The sequence below is a fragment of the Roseateles sp. genome, from assembly GCF_047654785.1.
Lineage (GTDB): Bacteria > Pseudomonadota > Gammaproteobacteria > Burkholderiales > Burkholderiaceae_C > Pelomonas.
In genome coordinates, this window is sequence record NZ_JASGKQ010000003.1 from 1089268 (window position 1) to 1105687 (window position 16420).

Consider the following 16420-nt stretch of genomic DNA (forward strand, 5'->3'; position numbering starts at 1 on the left):
AAACCCTAACCGTGCGCAGACGACTTGCGCCGCCCGACTGCCGAGACTGCCGGCCACGCATCGAGAAAGAGTCCACGCCATGCCCCGCCACCGCCTCGCCACCGCCGCCACTGCCGTTCTTGCCGCAGCCGGCGCCTTGCTCGCCGCCTGCGGCGCCGCCCGCACGCCGCCGCAGGACGAAACCCTGCAGCACGGCCCGTTCGAGATCGTCGCCAAGGGCCGGCGCATCTCCACCGGCACCTTTCCCAACCAGGGCGGCAGCCCCTTCGCCACCCGCGAGGTCTCGGGGCTGTCGGTGCGCTGGCGCGGCCAGGCCGTGCAGGTGCCCGGCCGGGGCGACCGTTTCTGGAACGTACTGCGCCTGACGGACGCGCCGCGCCCCGCGCTGCTGCTGGTGCAGCGCGACTTCACGCTGGTCACCGAGCAGGACGGCCAACTGCAAGTGCAGCCGCTGTCCGGCGCCAGCGACTCGCTGGCCGAGGCGCAGTGGCTGGACAGCGCAGGCGGCCAGCCGGGCGAGCCGCTGTCCTGGGGCATGGGCCGGGTCGATATCGCCACCGAAACGACGCTGCAGGGCGGCCGCTTCCTGCGCCTGGGCTCCAAGCTGGTGCTGGACGTGCAGCGCCTGGCCGTGCACACCGTGGAGCCCTGGGTGCCCGTGCGCCCCGGCGAGCCGGTGACCGGCCTGGACCGCAACGGCGACGACGCCCGCGCCTTCTCGCCCGGCCGCACGCAATACGTGCTGGCCGGCTCGCAGGTCGACTACGCGCGCGGCCAGGGCCGGGTGTACGGCCTGATCGTCGTGGACCTGCACGGCGAGCCCACTTACGAGCTGCGCGTGGACCGGCGCCGCATGCCCTTCGCCGACGCCGGGAGCATGGACGCCGCCTGGATCGCCCACCACTTCGCCTGGCAGCAAGACGCCGCCGGGCGCGAACGCCTGCTGCCGCGCCCCGGCGTGCGCCCGCTGCCCTGGCACGGCGTCCTCCGTCTGGCCAGGGACGTCCATGGCCGGGGCATCGGCTACACCGTGCCACGCGCCCGCAGCGGCCTCATCCCCGAGTTGCGCCGCGTCGCGTTGCAACAGCCCGGCGCCGAAGGCGCCCCCGACGGCCACACGCTGCGCGTGGACGGCTGCCTGTTCGGGCTCTCGTCGCCCGACAGCGCCTACCCGGAGCCCGGCAGCGACGAAGCGACGCTGGACACCGCCAGCGGCCACGTCGGCCTGTACCCGGCACAGGCCAGCGACCGCGAAGCCGCCGCCTGCATCCCGGTGCTGCGCCGCATCGCCGAGGCCATGGACGCCGAGCTGGCCACCGGCCGCCACGACCGCCACATCGCGCTGCTGGATTGAGGCCGCCCATGCTGAAGATGCTGCTCATCGGCGCCGCCGCGGTGTTCGCGGCGCTGGCCGTCATCGGCTGCCTTGCGGGCCCTGTGCCACCGCGTGCCGCGCCGCCCGCCGTGCCCATCGAACCTCCACCTGGCGACCTGCACGGCCTGGCGCGGGTAGAACTGCCATCCGGCTTTCGCGCCCGCGGCCTGGACGGCGCCGACCGCAGCCTGCCGGCCGACGACCAGCTCCAGCGGCACGACCCCGCCCACCCGCTGGTGTTCCGCTACGAGCGCGACCCCAGCTACGACTGGGGCGGCCACGCGCGCGAGCCCGAACTGCTGAACATCGTGCTGCTGCCGCAGCAGCACCGCGGCGCGGAGGCGTTCAGGCGCTTCAGCATCGCCCGCTACCACTCGCCCACCGGCAGCACCATCCCGCTGGACGACCCGCGCTGGCAGGACGGCGGCGACGGCACGCTGCGCTGGCGCGTGCTGGCGATGGACGACCACTTCAGCGCCGATCACCCGCCGCGCTGGGCCGTCACGCTGCTGGACGCCGCGCGCGGTGTGCGGCTGGACTACTTCGTCTGGCAGCGCCGCCGCAGCCGCGACGAAGCCCTGGCGCTGCTGCGCGGCGTGCTGGGCTCGCTGCAGACCACGCCCGCGCTGGCCGCGTACTTCGAGCGCCCCGGCACGCAGGCGCAGCGCATGCAACTGCTGCGGGAAGCGCGCATCGCCGCCTTCTTCAAGGCGCTGGACCTGCCGCCCCCGGCCCCGGGCGGCACCACGTTCGGCCCCAATGTGGCGGCCTGGCTGGGCGACGGCCGCCGCTCGCTGGCCGCGCTGCGGCTGCTGGCCTCGCTGCCGCTGGCCGCCGCGACCCCGCGCGACCCTGCCGGCCGCCCGCTGCTGCCACTGCTGCTCAAGCCCGGCCAATACGACGGCCCCACCCGCAAGGGCCTGCCGGAACTGGGCTTTGGCCTGCTGTACTGGAACCCGGCCCTGCAGCGCTGGCAGTTCAGCAACGTGCAGGCGCAAACGCTGCACGAGAACGATCCGCTGAACCCTTTCCAGCAGGCCGTGGCCGCGCGGCTGGACGCCGTGCCCGGCGCGCGCGAGGCGGCACACTTCATCATCGACCGCCGCTACTACCAGCCGCCCGCGCTGGACGACGCGCAGCGCGTGGACGAGCTGCTGCGGCAGGCCGCGTTCTGGCAGGCCGAGCTGCTGGCCCAGCGCATCGTCGCCGGTGTGCAGGCGCCGATGCTGACGGGCGCGCCGGCCGACACTGCAGCACCTGACACGGCTACGCCGCAGTCCACCGTGCAGCGCCTGTTGCAGACGCATTTCGCCGCCGGCCTGGGCTACACGCAGGCCGACCTGCCGCGCCTGGCGCCCTGGCTGTCGCCGTCGCTGCTGGCCGCGCTGCAGGCCGAGCGGGCGCGCGCCGCGCAGCAGGACGACGTGCCCGAGATCGACGGCGACCCGTTCACCGACACCCAGGAGCCGCCGACGCGCTTCACCGTCGGCGCGACCCGGCTGCGCGGCGACCGCGCCCGCGTGACGGTGCGCTTTACCGACGGCCGGCGCAGCCATGCGCTGCACTACGAACTGCTGCGCACGCCGGCCGGCTGGCGCATCGACGACATCACCGACCGCCGCGGCGACAGCCTGCGTGCCGTGTTGCAGGAGCCCCAGCCATGACCTCACCCCTGACACCGCCGCCCGGCCTGCACACGCTGGCCGCCGCACTCGACCGCCGCCTCGAACAAGCCGACGAGCATGCGCTGTGGGGCGAAGCGCGCGCGCTGACCAACACCGCACTGGCGCATGCCGAGCAATGCCGGAGCGAAGGCCGCCGCGTCGGCGACGACGCCGGCTTCGCGTGGCTGTGCCAGCGCAGCCTGCAGCTCTGGCACGCCTGGGGCGCCTGCGCCACCAGCGGCGGCGACGGCTTTGAGCGCTCGCTGCACATCGACAGGGCCAGCAGCGCACTGGCGCGCGCCGCGGGAGCCGCGCGTGCTTGAACACGGTCTGCCCCCGCCCCTGCCGATGCCCCTGCCACCGCCGCCCGCCGCCTCCGGCACCTACCGGCGCTTCGTCGCCAGCTTGTCGATCGACTACGAGAAATGGCGCGAAGGCACGGGCTACGACCTCGAAGCGCTGGCCGCGCTGCCCGCGCACGAGCAGCGCCGCGCCGAACGGCTGCTGATCGAGCGCGGCCTGCGCAACTGGCGCGACGTCGATGCGCTGGCGCAACTGGCCTTGGCCTCTGCCTCTCCGCGCGCGCTGGCCGCGCTGCGCGACGCGCTGCAGCACGGCCCGGTGCCGGTGCGCATGCGCGTCGTGCGCCGCTGCCCGCAGCTTGCTGACGCCGCCACGCGCACCGCGTCGCTGCTGCGCGCGCTGCGCGAGGGCGAGCCGATGCAGGGCCTGTCCGAAGCGCTCGACGAGGCCGTGGCCTGGCACCCGACGCCCGTGATCCATGCGCTGTGGCAGGCGCTGCGCGAGCGCGACGCCCGCGTGGCGCCGACCGTCGCCGCGCTGCTGCTGCACCTGCACGGGCTGGCCCGCCAACGCCTGGCGCTGGAACACCGCCCCTTCGTGCTGCGCTTCGCCACCGACGACCCGGCCGCGTGCGCCGCCGCCATTGCCGCGCTGCGCGCGCGCATCGGCGACCCCGACTTTTCTTCCAACCCGCAAGCCACATGACCCCGAACCCGAACCGCCTGCCGTGGACGCTGGCCTTGCTGGCGTCGTCGTGCCTCGCCACGCTGGCCCAGGCCACCCCCGACTTCGCCCCCTTCCTGGCCGACTGGCGTGCCGCCGTGGCGCGCGGCGACGCCGACGCCGTGGCACGCCGGCTGCGTGGCCCCTTCCTGTGGGAAGGCCGGGCGCTCGACGCCGCCGGCTTCCGGCGCCACGCCTGGCCGGTGCTCTTCACCCCCGCGCTGCGCCGCTGCTGGGCGCGCACCGCCCCGGTGGCGGAGCCGGGCCAACCCGGCGAACGCGCACTGTTCTGCGGCCCCTACGGGCTGCACTTCGACGCCCAGGGCGGCCCGGGTAGTCAATGGGCGCTGCGCGAATTCAGCGCCGACGGGGAGGCGCGGTGATGGACCTCCTGCGCGCCAACCCCGGGCTGGCCGTGCTGCTCGGCCTCGTGCTCGGCGCCACGCTCATCCTGGGCGGGCTGGCCTGGCCGCTGCGCAGCCAACCCACGGCCCTGCGCGGCCTGGCCTTCGTCGCCGTCTTCATGGGCCTGGTGCTGCTGCCGCAACTGCTGGCACAGCTTGCGCTGGCGGTGCGGCCCGGTGCAAAGCCGCCACAGGTATCCGCTGCGCCCAGCCTGCGCGCCGACGCCGACCAGCACGCCCTCTACGCCAGCCGCATGCCCGGCCTTCTGTCCGTTGAATCGGCCGAATCCGCCGCCACCGGCCGAGGCTGGCTGCGCCTGCGCTTCGCCGACGAAGCCGCCGCCTCGGCCGGGCTGCTGGCCTACGCCCAACTGCACCAGTTGGCCCCGCAGCGCGACATCGGCGGCGCCGAACTGATGGGCGCGCGCGGCCTCGGCGGCGGCTGGGCCCGGCTGCGCCGCGAAGGCGCGCAACTCGACGTGCACACCGCGCTCGACCCCGCCGCGCTGGACCAGCCCTGGCCGGCGCCCGGCGCCGCCGTGCGCAGCGGCACGCCGCTGCTACCCGCGCTGCAGCCGCTGGTGCGCGCCTTCCAGGGCTCGCTGGCCTTGCAACTGGGCGGCCTGCTGCTGGCCGTGGCGGCCTGCGTGGCCTGGTTCTTCGCCGGCATCGCCTGGGCCGGCCGCGTGGCGCCGCCGGCCGGCACGCCAACCCTGCCCGTGGCCGAACTGCGCCAGCGGCTGCTGGCGCTGGGCGAAGGCAGCTGGCCGCTGCGCACCGAGGCGCTGCCCGACGGCCGCATCGCCATCACCTGGCGCCACGACGACGCGCGCTGGCTCGACGGCGCCGGCCTGCACACGGTGAAACGCACCGGCCGGCTGCTGCTGCGCCTGGACCCCGCCCGGCCGCGCGTGGAGGTCGTCGAGCAATGGGGCGCGTGGAGCGCCGACGCGGGGCCGTCCGGCCTGCAGATCCGCTGGCAGACCGCGCGCGGCGTGCGCTTCTTCGAACGCAGCCGTGACGCCGTGCTGGGCCTGCAACTCGACGTCCAGGGGCGGCCTACCGGCCAGTGGCACCACACGATGGGGCTGGATCTGCAGGCGCTGAAGGCTCCGGTGATCGAGGTGGTGAGCGCGGCCGGCTGGGTGTGGCAGCCGGTGCTGCTGGATTGAGGTGCGGCGAACGCGGTGCCTGCACCTCGCCCCGCTCGTTACGCGCGTAGTCAACACCCGCGCACCGCCGCGCCTGCCCATGCCCTGGCGTGCCCTGGCTGCTCAGCGCACTTTGCGCAAGCCGCCAGAGCCGGGGATGACATCGCCGGCATCCTCTCACCCCAGCTTCCCCGACAGCGCCAGGTTCGCGCGCAGCACGTCGTTCACGCGCGTCTGCCAGCCGTCACCCGTGGCGCGCAGCGCGGCCAGCACGTCGCGGTCGAGGCGCAACTTCACGGGTTCCTTGGTCACGGTGGCCTTCGGTCGGCCGCGCAGCTTGGCCTGCAAGGTGGCCGGCAGGCCAGAGAACGGCACGGCGCGCTGCGCCTCTGCCGTGGTCCATTCGGGGTTGTCGTCGTCTGTCGATTCAGGCGTGCGGCGCTTGTTCATACCGGCGTACCTCGCGTGGGTTGGCTTTGCGAAAGCTGATGACGCGGATGCCCTTTTCGGTTTCTACGAACACCAGCGCATGGACGCGGCCATCGAGCAGGCCCAAAGCGCGGTGGCGGATTTCGCCGTAGTCGCGCCGGGTGTCCACCGAGAAGGCCGCCGTCTCGAAATCGAACTCGGCCGCGCGCTCGAAAGCAAGCCCGCGCTCCGCCAAGTTGCGGGCGCTCTTGGCCGCGTCGAAGTCGATGTCCATGCCAATTAATGTACCCCCAATAAATTCAACCTCCAACATGGGCCGCCGCTTCAACTGCCGCCGCAATGTCCGTCGCTGCACGCCCCCACCCGGCGCAGGTTTAACCAAAGCCTAACCGCGCGCAGACGACTTGAACCGTCCGATTGCCGAGACTGCTGTCCATACCGCAGCGGCCTTCCACCTCACCTCCATCCACGAAAGACTCCCCATGAAAAAGCTCCTCATCACCCTCGCTGCCGGCCTCGCCGGCTATGGCCTGGCCTGCAGCCAGGCCCTGGCGCAGACCACCATCGACCAGAACAAGGCCCTGGCCGGCAACGTCACGCCGGGCGACACGCCGGGCTTTCCCATCACGATCAGCCAGCCGGGCAGCTACAAGCTCACGGGCAACCTCACCGTGCCGGCCAACGTCAAGGGCATCCATATCACCGCCAACAACGTGACGCTGGACCTGAACGGCTTCACCGTCAGCGGCCCGTCCACTTGCACGCGGGACGACCAGAGCAGGTTCGTGAGCTGCACCCACGACAACCCGCAAGCGTCGGGCATCGACGCCTACATGGCCACCGGCACGGCGGTGCGCAACGGCACGGTCAAGGGTTTTGGCGGGATTGGCCTGGCCGCGGGCGACCATGCCCGCATCGACAACCTGCGCCTGACGGAGAACAAGCTCGGCCTGAGCAGCATCGGCCTGATGAGCGCCGGCCCGATCATCTCCAACACCGTGGCGGACACCAATGCCGGCTACGGCATGAACATGATCGTCGGCGTCATCACCAACAGCCGCGTGTTCGGCAATGGCGGCGACGGCTTCGTGGGCAGCTCCGGCGTCACGGTGAGCGTGAGCCAGGCCCTCTTGAACCGCGGCGTCGGCCTCAAGGGCGTGGCGGTGCGCGGCAGCTACACCCACAACAACGGCGTGAACCGCCAGAACGTCTCCTCGATGGGCGGCAACCTGGACAGCAGCGTGCCGTTCTGAGCGCGGCCGCTGCCGACCCTCGCCCCTTGGACTTCTCATTCGACTGCCATCACCTCCACACCATGAAGCACCACATCCTTTTCCTCGCCGCCCTGCTGGGCGCTTCCTCCGCCTTTGCGCAGGTCACCATCGACCAGAACAAGGCGATGGCCGGCAACGTCACGCCGGGCGATACGCCGGGCTTTCCCGTCACCATCAACCAGCCGGGCAGCTACAAGCTGACGGGCAACCTCACGGTGCCGCCCGGCGTGGACGGCATCCTGGTCAAGGCCGAGAACGTGACGCTGGACCTGAACGGCTTCACCATCCGCGGCGCCACCACCTGCACGATGCCCAGCAACGGCTATTCGGTGACCTGTTCGTCGCCTTCGCATCACGCGGGGGTGGTCGTCAATAGCAGCTCCGAAGCCGAGAGCGTGGTGCGCAACGGCACCGTGCAGGGCTTCTGGCGTGGCGTGGTGATGACGCACGGTCGCGTCCACGACCTTTCGGTGCTGCACAACAAGATCGGGTTGTTTGGCAACGCCCACCTGCTGGCATCGCGCATCACTGCGCGCATGAACGAGACGGGCGTGCAGACGAACGGCCTCGTCAGCGACTCGTGGGCCATGTTCAACAGCGTTGGCTTCCGCTCCAACGAGTCGATGGCCACGCTCATCAACAGCGCAGCCAGCCTCAACGCCGTTGGCGTGTACAGGATGTCGCTGAACACGGTCAACGCCTCCTACAACGGCACGGACAAGTCGTTCACCTCGAACTTCTGAGCGCCAACCCCCATCCACACAGGAGATTGACGATGACGTTTTCCAGATCCCTTCGCGGCCTGCTGGCCGCAGCCTGCGGCGCACTGAGCCTGGCCGCCACCGCCGACCCGGTGGTCTACAACTTCACCGGCCAGGTGGACCATGACGAGGCCGACCGGGGCTACCAGGGCTTTGCCGGCAGCTTCAGCTTCGACAGCGCGGCCACCAACAACATCAACGACCCGAGCGGCAGCATGGGCAACTACACCGGCACGGGCCCGGCGTGGGCCATGAGCCTGTCGTTCGACGGCGGCGCGTTGCTGGATTTCAGCAGCGAGGGCTTCCACGTGAACGTGACGAACGGCCTGGGCGGCTACGACTGGCTGGGCCTGCTGGGCATGGGCAGCGCGGGCACGGTGAGCGCTGGGCTGTACGACTTCACGGCGGCGCTGTTCGGCGATGCGGGGCTGCCGCTGCGCGAGGGCGGCTACACGCTGGCGGACTTCGGGTGGTCGGACTTCAGTTGGGAGGCGGCGTCGCTGACCTTGCAGGGCCGGTTCACGTCGCTGAGTTGCACGGCGGGCTGCGCCACCGGGGGCGGGAACCCGGGGGGCGGCGGCGACCCGGGCGATCCGGGCAACCCTGGCGGGGGCGGCGACAACCCGGAAGGTGGCGGCACGCCGCCGCCGAACACGGTGCCCGAGCCCGGCAGCCTGGTGCTGGCGGTGACGAGCCTGGCGCTGCTGCTGCGCCGTCGGCGTGGTTGATGGGGGAGGGCGTGTGATGAATCCCAGTCAGATCGAGCTGGTGCGCGAGAGCTTCGCGCTCGTGGTGCCGCGGGCCGTGCAGGCGGGCGCGCTGTTCTACGACAAGCTGTTCGAGCGCGACCCGTCCATCGGCATGCTGTTCCACACCGACATGGCCACACAGGCGCGGCGGCTGTTCGAGATGATCGGCGACGCGGTGCGGCTGTTGGACGCGCCCGAGCACCTGGACGCCATGCTGGCCGCGCTGGGCGCGCGCCACCTGGCCTATGGCGTGCGCGACGAGCATTACGAGACGGTGGGCGGCGCGCTGCTGGACACGCTGTCCGGCGCGCTGGGCGAGGCTTTCACGCCCGAGTTGCGGGAGGCGTGGGGGAGCTTCTATGGACGGGTCAGCCGGGTGATGCTGGAGGGCGCGCACTGCCAGGCCCGCGCCCTCCGGGCCGTGCCGCCGACGGAGCGGCAGGCGGCCTGACCATAATGAAAATGGGGTCGGAGTCGATTTATTTAATTGACTCCGACCCCATTTTCAGTTCGGCCAGCCACTGCTGCCGCGCGGCGCTGTCCAGCCACTGCGCGGCGGTGAGGTCGTAGCGCTTACAGTCCATGCCATACCAGCGGCCGATGCCGCTGTCGCGCATGCCCAGCCGCGCCATGACGGTGGAGGAGGGCGTGTTCTCCGGGTGGCAGACGGCGCAGATCAACGCGGGCTTCAGCGTGTCGAAGGCCCAGCCGACCATGTGGCGGGCGGCCTCGCTGGCATGGCCCCGGCCCCAGGCGTCCGGGCGCAGCCGCCAGCCCGTCTCCAGCGGGCCGGCCGGATCGCGGCCCAGGTGCTGGATGCAGCCCATGCCGATGACGTCGCCACCGTCCCGGCGCACGAATGCCCACCACGAATGGCCGAACTCCGCCCAGCGGGCCTGCACGCGGCCGATCATGGCCTGCGTCTCCTCGCGCGTCTCGGGCTGGCCGGTGATGTAGCGCATGACGGCGGGGTCGCCGTTCAGGCGGCACAGGCCGTCCAGGTGGCCGTCGTTCAGCGGCTCCAGCCGCAGGCGCGGGGTGATGAGGAGGGTCATGGGGGCGGCTCCGTCGTGCCGGCGCATTCTGGAACGCGCAGTCTCACGATTCGAAAGTCCGTTTTCATACGATGAAAAATGCCGATGCTGCGCCGCCGCAATTTTTCTCATTATGGCGAATGACGTTTTGTGATCCGAAAAAACAAGCGCATATCATTGATTTTCAACAAGAAAGTTTTTTGTCTTGTATAAGACTTGATGCTTCACGGAGGAGCGCTGAGACCCTAACCTTGAGGCATCGGTTTTCGATGTTTCTTGACTGCCTTAGGAGCCCTGCATGACCCGCCTGACCCGTGAACAACAGATCGCCGCCCTCGAAAAAGACTGGGCCGAGAACCCGCGCTGGAAGGGCATCACGCGCGGCTACACCGCTGCCGACGTGGTGCGCCTGCGCGGCTCGGTGGCGGTCGAGCACACGCTGGCCAAGCGCGGCGCCGAGAAGCTGTGGGGCCTGGTGAACACCGAGCCCTTCGTCAACGCGCTGGGCGCGCTGACCGGCAACCAGGCCATGCAGCAGGTCAAGGCCGGCCTGAAGGCCATCTACCTGTCGGGCTGGCAGGTCGCCGGCGACGCCAACAGCAACGGCGAGATGTACCCCGACCAGTCGCTGTACTCGGTGGACTCGGTGCCCAAGGTCGTGCGCAAGATCAACGCCACCTTCAAGCGCGCCGACGAGATCCAGTGGAGCGAAGGCAAGGACGACATCGACTTCTTCGCCCCCATCGTGGCCGACGCGGAAGCCGGCTTTGGCGGCGTGCTGAACGCCTTCGAGTTGATGAAGGCCATGATCGAGGCCGGCGCCGCGGGCGTGCACTTCGAGGACCAACTGGCCAGCGCCAAGAAGTGCGGCCACATGGGCGGCAAGGTGCTGGTGCCGACGCGTGAAGCCGTCGCCAAGCTGGTCGCGGCCCGCCTGGCCGCCGACACCATGGGCGTGCCCACGCTGCTCGTGGCCCGCACCGACGCGGAAGCCGGCGACCTCGTCACCAGCGACATCGATGACAACGACAAGCCCTTCTGCACCGGCGAGCGCACGGTGGAAGGCTTCTACCGCACGAAGAACGGCCTGGACCAGGCCATCAGCCGCGGCTTGGCCTATGCGCCCTATGCCGACCTGATCTGGTGCGAGACCGGCAAGCCCGACCTGGCCTTCGCCAAGGCCTTCGCCGAAGCCATCCACGCCAAGTTCCCGGGCAAGCTGCTGGCCTACAACTGCTCGCCGTCCTTCAACTGGAAGAAGAACCTGGACGACGCCACCATCGCCAAGTTCCAGCGCGAGCTGGGCGCCTTGGGCTACAAGTTCCAGTTCATCACGCTGGCCGGCTTCCACAGCCTGAACTACTCGATGTTCGAACTGGCCCACGGCTACGCCCGCAACCAGATGAGCGCCTTCGTCGAGCTGCAGGAGAAGGAATTCGCCGCCGCCGAGAAGGGCTTCACCGCCGTGAAGCACCAGCGCGAGGTCGGCACCGGCTACTTCGATGCGGTCACGACCACCATCGAGGCCCAGGCCTCCACCGCAGCGCTGAAGGGCTCGACGGAAGACGAGCAGTTCTTCGACGCCAAGCACGGCTGATCGATCAGAGTCGGAAGCGTCAACTCCTGACTTTTTCGGCCCGCCTCGGCGGGCCGTTTTTTTTTGCCGGTTCGTGACGCTGTGGGGGGCGCAGCCAGGCGCGCTATGCCGCCCGCGCGATCTGGAACGTGCCGACGGCCGCGTTCAGCGTCTGCGCCTGCTCGCGCAGGCTCTCGGCGGCGGCGGCGGACTGCTCCACCAGCGCGGCGTTCTGCTGCGTGACCTGGTCGAGCTGCGTGATGGCGACGTGGACCTGAGCGATGCCGTCCGACTGCTCGGCCGTCGCGGTCGTGATCTCGCCCATGATGTCTTTCACGCGCTGCACGGCGCCGACCAGTTCCTCCATGGTCCGGCCCGCCTCGGCCACCAGGCGCGAGCCCGTTTCCACGCGCTCCACGCTGCTGCCGATCAGCGTCTTGATCTCCTTCGCCGCGTCGGCGCTGCGGCCGGCCAGCGAGCGCACCTCGCCGGCCACGACCGCGAAGCCGCGCCCCTGTTCGCCGGCCCGCGCCGCCTCCACCGCCGCGTTCAGCGCCAGGATGTTGGTCTGGAAGGCGATGCCGTCGATGACGCCGATGATGTCGGCGATCTTGCGCGAGCTGGTGTTGATCTCGTCCATGGTGTGGACCACCTGGCCCACCACCTCGCCGCCGCGCTGCGCCACGCTGGCGGCCGACATCGCGAGCTGGTTGGCCTGGCCGGCCGCGGCGGCCGAGTTCTGCACCGTGCCGCTCAGCTGCTCCATCGCGCTGGCGGTTTCTTCCAGGCTGGACGCGGCCTTCTCGGTGCGGGCGCTCAGGTCCTGGTTGCCGCTGGCGATCTCCGCGGCCGCCGTGCCGATGGACTCGGCGGAATCGCGGATGCTGCCGATGGTCTGGCCCAGCGATTCGCGCATGCCGCGCAGCGTGGTCTGCAGCTGGCCGATCTCGTCGGAGCGTGCCGCCATGCCGGCGCCCGAGCGCGTCAGGTTGCCGCTGGCCACGCGCTCGGCCAAATCCCCGGCCGCCAGCAGCGGGTGCGTGATGTCCCGGGTGATCCGCCAGGCCGCGAGGATGCCCAGTGCCAGCATCGCCATGCCCAGCACGACCAGCGTCGTGCGGCCGCGCTCGTTGGCGAGGTCGATGTCGGCGGCGGTCCGGTCGATGGCCTGGCGCTGGAAGTCCAGGAAGTCCTGCATCCGCGCCAGGTAGGCCTTGGCGCCGGGCACGAACACGTCGGTCAGCACCTTGTCGGCCGCCTCGGCCTGGCCGTCCTTCTTCAGCTTGGTGATCTCGTCGCGCGAGTCCAGGTAGATCTTGCGCGCCTGGCTCACCGCGTCGAACAACTTGCGTTCCTCGGGCGAACTGACCAGCGCCTCGACGCGCTTTTGCAGCTCGCTGGAAGTCTTGCTCGACTGCGCCTGCTCCTCGGCGAACAGCTGTACCAGCGAGGTGTCCGAGCTCTTGGCGATGGCGGTGGTGCGGCGCACGCCGGCGTTGATGTTGCGGTTCCAGTCGGACAGCAGCCGCTCCTTGGTGAGCGGCACGTCCATCATCTGCCGCGTGGCGGTGGCCGTGGAGGCCAGCCGCCAGCATGCCACCGCGATGGTCAGCGCGGCCAGGGCCAGCACCAGCGCAAAGCCCGCCGCGAGGCGGTTGCCAATCGAAAGCTTCATGGGGTCCTCTCCCGTCGTCGTCCCGGCCCCACACCACGTGGGTCAGACACCGAACGATGCTAGTGCGGCGCTGCCGCGGGCGCCGGGCCGGGGAGCGACTTCGTTCACGCTCTGGCCGTGAACGCACTGCGCAGGATTCACGCCTTCGCCGTTGCGAACGTCGGCGCCAGGTAGCGCCGCCACATCTCGTTGCCGAAGCGCCCGTGCGGATCGACCTCGGCCTTCAGCCGGCGCAGGGCCGGGCTCACCGCGACGCGGCGAGCAGGGCCAGGTAGTCGTCGCGGCTGGCGATGCGCGGGTTGGTCTTGTGGCAGTGGTCCCGCAGAGCGTGCTCGACGATGCGCTCGTCCAGCGCCGGCCCGACGCCCAGCGCCGCCAGGCCCGCGGGCAGGCCCAGCCGCGCGTTCAGCGCCGTGATGGCGCCGGCCACCGTGTCCGCGTCGCCGCCCGCCAGCCCCATGGCCTGCGCCAGCCGCTCGATGCGCCGCTCGCGCCGCACGCTGTCGGCCTCGGCGTTGAAGCGGATGACGGCCGGCAGGAACACCGCGTTCAGCGTGCCGTGGTGCAGGCGCGGGTTCAGGCCGCCCAGCGAATGGCTCAGCGAATGCACCGCGCCCAGGCCCTTCTGGAACGCCATCGCGCCGTGCACGCTGGCGCACATCATGTCCAGGCGCGCGTCGCGGTCCTGGCCGTCGCGCGTGGCGCGCTCGATGCCCTGCCAGCCGCGGCGCAGGCCCTCCAGCGCGATGCCGTCGGCCGGCGGGTTGAAGGCCGGCGCCAGGAAGGTCTCGATGCAGTGGGCGATGGCGTCCATGCCGGTGGCGGCCGTCAGCGCGGGCGGCAGCTTCAGCGTCAGCGCCGGGTCGCAGATGGCGGCCTTGGGCAGCAGCTCCCAGTTGTGGAAGCCGAGCTTGCGGCCGTCGTCGACGATCAGGATGGCGCCGCGCGCCACCTCGCTGCCGGTGCCGGCCGTGGTGGGCACGGCGATCAGCGGCAGCACCTTCGGCGTGATGCGCGCGGCGCCGCCCTCGATGGTGGCGTAGGTGGTCAGCGGTCCGTCGTGCGTGGCGGCGATGGCCACGCCCTTGGCCAGGTCGATGCTGGAGCCGCCGCCGACGGCGATCAGCCCGTCGCAGCCGGCGGCCCGGGCCGCCTGCACGGCCAGCCGCACGGCGGCCTCGGTGGGGTTGGGGGGCGTCTGGTCGAACACCGGCGGCTTTTCGGCGAAGGCGGCCAGCGCCTCGTCCAGCACGCCGGCCGCGCGCACGCCGGCATCGGTGACGACCAGCGGGCGGCGGATGCCGATGCGCTCGCACTCGGCCGGCAGCAGCCGGCTGGCGCCGAATTCGAGTTCGATGCGGGTCAGGTAGAGGATCTGGGCCATGGTGTTCGCTCCGCGTGGGCTGCGGCGCATCGTAGTGGCCGCCGCCCGGGCGCGCCGTCATGCGCGCGACGGCGGCCGGCGCGGACAATGCGGCCCGATGACCGACAAGACCCCCCCGCTGACGCCGCACATGGCCGAGCTGCTGGCGCGCATCCGCCGCGCCAACCGCCCGCCCTTCCACACGCTGGCGCCGCGCGACGCCCGCATCGCCTACCGCATGGGCGCCGAGATCCTCGACCTGCCGCGCGCGCCGCTGCCCCGCGTCGAAGACCTGCAGGCCGCCGGCCGGCCGGCGCGCCTTTATGCGCCGGGCGACGGCCGGCTGCCGGTGCTGCTCTACCTGCACGGCGGCGGCTTCACCATCGGCGACCTGGAGACGCACGACAGCCTGTGCCGCCAGCTCAGCCTGCGCAGCGGCGCGGCCGTGCTGTCGCTGGACTACCGCCTCGCGCCCGAGCACCGCTTCCCCGCCGCCGTCGACGACGCCTGGGCCGGCCTGGCCTGGCTGCACGAGCAGGCCGATGCGCTCGGCCTGGACGGCAGCCGGCTGGCCGTCGGCGGCGACAGCGCCGGCGGCACGCTGGCCGCCGGCGCCGCCTTCTTCGCGCGCGAGCGCGGCCTGCCGCTGGCGCTGCAGCTGCTGATCACGCCCGGCACCGACAGCCACATGAGCCACGACTCCCACCGCCGCTTCGCCGAGGGCTTCCTGCTCGACGCGAAGGGCATCGAATGGTTCTTCGCCCACTACATCGACCCCGCGCAGCGCGGCGACTGGCGCTTCGCCCCGCTGCACGCCGACGACCACGGCGGCCTCGCCCCCGCCGCCGTGCTGCTGGCCGAGGCCGACCCGCTGGTGGACGAGGGCCTGGCCTACGCCGACACGCTGCGCGCGGCCGGCGTGCCGGTGCAACTGGAGCTGACGCGCGGCGTCACGCACGACTTCATCAAGATGGGCCGTGCGCTGCCCGAGGCGCGCGCCGCGCTGGACTTCTGCGCCGCCGCGATCCGGGAGCATCTGCAGCCATGAAACGCCAGGACTTCCGCCACCTCGAACCGCTGCGCGTGCGCTGGGCCGAGGTCGACGCCCAGGGCATCGTCTTCAACGGCCACTACCTGACCTATGTCGACACCGCCATCAGCGGCTACTGGCGCGCGCTGGCGCTGCCGTATGCCGGGACGATGAAGCGGCTGGGCGGCGACCTCTACGTGCGCCGCGCCGCGCTGGACTACCTGGGCTCGGCCCGCTGCGACGACCGGCTGGACGTCGGCATCCGCCGCCGCGAGTTCGGCCACAGCTCCATGAAGGTGGACGGCGCCATCTTCTGCGGCGACCGGCTGCTGGTGCGGGCGGACATGGTCTACGTGTTCGCCGACCCGGCCACGCAGACGCCGCAGCGCCTGCCCGACGCGCTGCGCGCCGTCGCGGACGGCTTCGAGGCCGGCGAGCCGGTGGTGGACGTGGCGGTGGCCGGCTGGGCCGAGCAGGGCGACGCGGCGGGCGCCCTCCGCCGCGAGGTCTTCATCGGGGAGCAGGGCATCCCGGCCGAGCTGGAATGGGACGCCGCCGACGCGGACGCCTTGCACGCCGTCGCCCGCAACCGCCTCGGCATGCCGCTGGCCACCGGCCGCCTGCTGGTGCAGGCGCCCGGCGTCGCCCGGATCGGCCGCATGGCCGTGCTGCGCCCGCTGCGCGGCACGCGGATCGGCCGCCAGGTGCTGGACGCGCTGCTGGCGGCGGCGCGCGCCCGGGGCCTGCGCGAGGCGCTGCTGCACGCGCAGCTGTCGGCCGAGGCCTTCTACCGGCGCGCCGGCTTCGAGCGACGGAGCGAGCCGTTCGAGGAGGCGGGCATCGGGCATGTGGAGATGGTGCGGGCGCTGTGACCGGGGGCGCTTGACGGACAATTCGCCGCAGGAGGCC

At 71.7% G+C, this 16420-nt stretch carries 18 protein-coding genes; 13 read left to right on the top strand and 5 right to left on the bottom strand.

From position 1 onward, the window contains the following. Positions 1-79: 79 nt before the first annotated feature. The 6 genes from QM788_RS14150 to QM788_RS14175 are packed head-to-tail and all read left to right on the top strand — an operon-like array spanning position 80 to position 5641. The gene (locus QM788_RS14150) at positions 80-1354 is read left to right on the top strand and encodes a hypothetical protein (protein ID WP_415662106.1); all 1275 of its coding nucleotides are present in this window, start codon (positions 80-82) and stop codon (positions 1352-1354) included. Between the two features lie 8 nt (positions 1355-1362). Beyond that, entirely contained in the window at positions 1363-3039 is a 1677-nt protein-coding gene (locus QM788_RS14155) for a hypothetical protein (protein ID WP_415662107.1), read from the top strand. Continuing rightward, a complete protein-coding gene (locus QM788_RS14160; protein ID WP_415662108.1) occupies positions 3036-3362 on the top strand; it encodes a hypothetical protein in 327 nt (108 codons plus the stop codon). The genes QM788_RS14155 and QM788_RS14160 overlap by 4 nt, the downstream gene beginning before the upstream one ends. Positions 3363-3387: 25 nt before the next feature. Continuing rightward, positions 3388-4047 carry a hypothetical protein gene (locus tag QM788_RS14165; protein ID WP_415662109.1) on the top strand — a complete coding sequence of 220 codons (660 nt, stop codon included), beginning with the start codon at positions 3388-3390 and terminating at the stop codon, positions 4045-4047. Next, positions 4044-4448, top strand: coding sequence for a hypothetical protein (locus QM788_RS14170; RefSeq protein WP_415662110.1), 405 nt, complete (start codon positions 4044-4046; stop codon positions 4446-4448). Before QM788_RS14165 ends, QM788_RS14170 begins: the two co-directional genes overlap by 4 nt. Further along, positions 4448-5641: a hypothetical protein gene (locus tag QM788_RS14175; protein WP_415662111.1), complete on the top strand. Its 1194-nt coding sequence runs from the start codon at positions 4448-4450 to the stop codon at positions 5639-5641. The genes QM788_RS14170 and QM788_RS14175 overlap by 1 nt, the downstream gene beginning before the upstream one ends. A 156-nt stretch (positions 5642-5797) precedes the next feature. On the opposite strand, the gene QM788_RS14180 is transcribed toward QM788_RS14175, so the two are convergent. After that, positions 5798-6070: a BrnA antitoxin family protein gene (locus tag QM788_RS14180; RefSeq protein WP_415662112.1), complete on the bottom strand. Its 273-nt coding sequence runs from the start codon at positions 6068-6070 to the stop codon at positions 5798-5800. Then, positions 6048-6323, bottom strand: a complete 276-nt coding sequence (locus QM788_RS14185; protein ID WP_415662113.1) for a BrnT family toxin — start codon at positions 6321-6323, stop codon at positions 6048-6050. Before QM788_RS14185 ends, QM788_RS14180 begins: the two co-directional genes overlap by 23 nt. Before the next feature lie 208 nt (positions 6324-6531). Between QM788_RS14185 and QM788_RS14190 the strand changes: the two genes are divergently transcribed. The 4 genes from QM788_RS14190 (at position 6532) to QM788_RS14205 (ending at position 9284) form a co-directional block, all read left to right on the top strand. Then, positions 6532-7302, top strand: coding sequence for a hypothetical protein (locus QM788_RS14190; RefSeq protein WP_415662114.1), 771 nt, complete (start codon positions 6532-6534; stop codon positions 7300-7302). 62 nt (positions 7303-7364) lie between these two features. Next, a complete protein-coding gene (locus QM788_RS14195) occupies positions 7365-8066 on the top strand; it encodes a hypothetical protein (protein WP_415662115.1) in 702 nt (233 codons plus the stop codon). A 32-nt stretch (positions 8067-8098) separates the two neighbouring features. After that, complete coding sequence (locus QM788_RS14200) at positions 8099-8812, top strand: MYXO-CTERM sorting domain-containing protein (protein ID WP_415662116.1); 714 nt, start codon at positions 8099-8101, stop codon at positions 8810-8812. A 16-nt stretch (positions 8813-8828) separates the two neighbouring features. Beyond that, the gene (locus QM788_RS14205; RefSeq protein ID WP_415662117.1) at positions 8829-9284 is read left to right on the top strand and encodes a globin family protein; all 456 of its coding nucleotides are present in this window, start codon (positions 8829-8831) and stop codon (positions 9282-9284) included. Between the two features lie 28 nt (positions 9285-9312). On the opposite strand, the gene QM788_RS14210 is transcribed toward QM788_RS14205, so the two are convergent. After that, positions 9313-9888, bottom strand: a complete 576-nt coding sequence (locus tag QM788_RS14210) for a GNAT family N-acetyltransferase (protein WP_415662118.1) — start codon at positions 9886-9888, stop codon at positions 9313-9315. 277 nt (positions 9889-10165) lie between these two features. On the opposite strand from QM788_RS14210, the gene aceA reads away from it, so the two are divergent. After that, positions 10166-11464 (top strand): isocitrate lyase, encoded by a 1299-nt coding sequence (gene aceA / locus QM788_RS14215; RefSeq protein WP_415662119.1) that lies wholly within the window; start codon positions 10166-10168, stop codon positions 11462-11464. Positions 11465-11567: 103 nt separating this feature from the next. Here aceA and QM788_RS14220 read toward each other — a convergent pair whose 3' ends face one another. Next, complete coding sequence (locus tag QM788_RS14220; RefSeq protein WP_415662120.1) at positions 11568-13118, bottom strand: methyl-accepting chemotaxis protein; 1551 nt, start codon at positions 13116-13118, stop codon at positions 11568-11570. Between the two features lie 244 nt (positions 13119-13362). After that, a complete protein-coding gene (locus QM788_RS14225; protein WP_415662121.1) occupies positions 13363-14502 on the bottom strand; it encodes an iron-containing alcohol dehydrogenase in 1140 nt (379 codons plus the stop codon). Positions 14503-14599: 97 nt separating this feature from the next. On the opposite strand from QM788_RS14225, the gene QM788_RS14230 reads away from it, so the two are divergent. Further along, positions 14600-15529 (top strand): alpha/beta hydrolase, encoded by a 930-nt coding sequence (locus tag QM788_RS14230; protein WP_415662122.1) that lies wholly within the window; start codon positions 14600-14602, stop codon positions 15527-15529. Beyond that, the gene (locus QM788_RS14235) at positions 15526-16383 is read left to right on the top strand and encodes a YbgC/FadM family acyl-CoA thioesterase (protein ID WP_415662123.1); all 858 of its coding nucleotides are present in this window, start codon (positions 15526-15528) and stop codon (positions 16381-16383) included. Before QM788_RS14230 ends, QM788_RS14235 begins: the two co-directional genes overlap by 4 nt. Positions 16384-16420: the final 37 nt, after the last annotated feature.

Coding starts and splice junctions, on each gene's coding strand:
- QM788_RS14170 (WP_415662110.1), top strand. CDS start 4,044: ATGACCCCGAACCCGAACCGCCTGCCGTGGACGCTGGCCTTGCTGGCG.
- QM788_RS14195 (WP_415662115.1), top strand. CDS start 7,365: ATGAAGCACCACATCCTTTTCCTCGCCGCCCTGCTGGGCGCTTCCTCC.
- QM788_RS14225 (WP_415662121.1), bottom strand. CDS start 14,502: ATGGCCCAGATCCTCTACCTGACCCGCATCGAACTCGAATTCGGCGCC.
- QM788_RS14200 (WP_415662116.1), top strand. CDS start 8,099: ATGACGTTTTCCAGATCCCTTCGCGGCCTGCTGGCCGCAGCCTGCGGC.
- QM788_RS14150 (WP_415662106.1), top strand. CDS start 80: ATGCCCCGCCACCGCCTCGCCACCGCCGCCACTGCCGTTCTTGCCGCA.
- QM788_RS14210 (WP_415662118.1), bottom strand. CDS start 9,888: ATGACCCTCCTCATCACCCCGCGCCTGCGGCTGGAGCCGCTGAACGAC.
- QM788_RS14205 (WP_415662117.1), top strand. CDS start 8,829: ATGAATCCCAGTCAGATCGAGCTGGTGCGCGAGAGCTTCGCGCTCGTG.
- QM788_RS14220 (WP_415662120.1), bottom strand. CDS start 13,118: ATGAAGCTTTCGATTGGCAACCGCCTCGCGGCGGGCTTTGCGCTGGTG.
- QM788_RS14165 (WP_415662109.1), top strand. CDS start 3,388: ATGCCCCTGCCACCGCCGCCCGCCGCCTCCGGCACCTACCGGCGCTTC.
- QM788_RS14235 (WP_415662123.1), top strand. CDS start 15,526: ATGAAACGCCAGGACTTCCGCCACCTCGAACCGCTGCGCGTGCGCTGG.
- QM788_RS14160 (WP_415662108.1), top strand. CDS start 3,036: ATGACCTCACCCCTGACACCGCCGCCCGGCCTGCACACGCTGGCCGCC.
- QM788_RS14190 (WP_415662114.1), top strand. CDS start 6,532: ATGAAAAAGCTCCTCATCACCCTCGCTGCCGGCCTCGCCGGCTATGGC.
- aceA (WP_415662119.1), top strand. CDS start 10,166: ATGACCCGCCTGACCCGTGAACAACAGATCGCCGCCCTCGAAAAAGAC.
- QM788_RS14185 (WP_415662113.1), bottom strand. CDS start 6,323: ATGGACATCGACTTCGACGCGGCCAAGAGCGCCCGCAACTTGGCGGAG.
- QM788_RS14230 (WP_415662122.1), top strand. CDS start 14,600: ATGACCGACAAGACCCCCCCGCTGACGCCGCACATGGCCGAGCTGCTG.
- QM788_RS14175 (WP_415662111.1), top strand. CDS start 4,448: ATGGACCTCCTGCGCGCCAACCCCGGGCTGGCCGTGCTGCTCGGCCTC.
- QM788_RS14155 (WP_415662107.1), top strand. CDS start 1,363: ATGCTGAAGATGCTGCTCATCGGCGCCGCCGCGGTGTTCGCGGCGCTG.
- QM788_RS14180 (WP_415662112.1), bottom strand. CDS start 6,070: ATGAACAAGCGCCGCACGCCTGAATCGACAGACGACGACAACCCCGAA.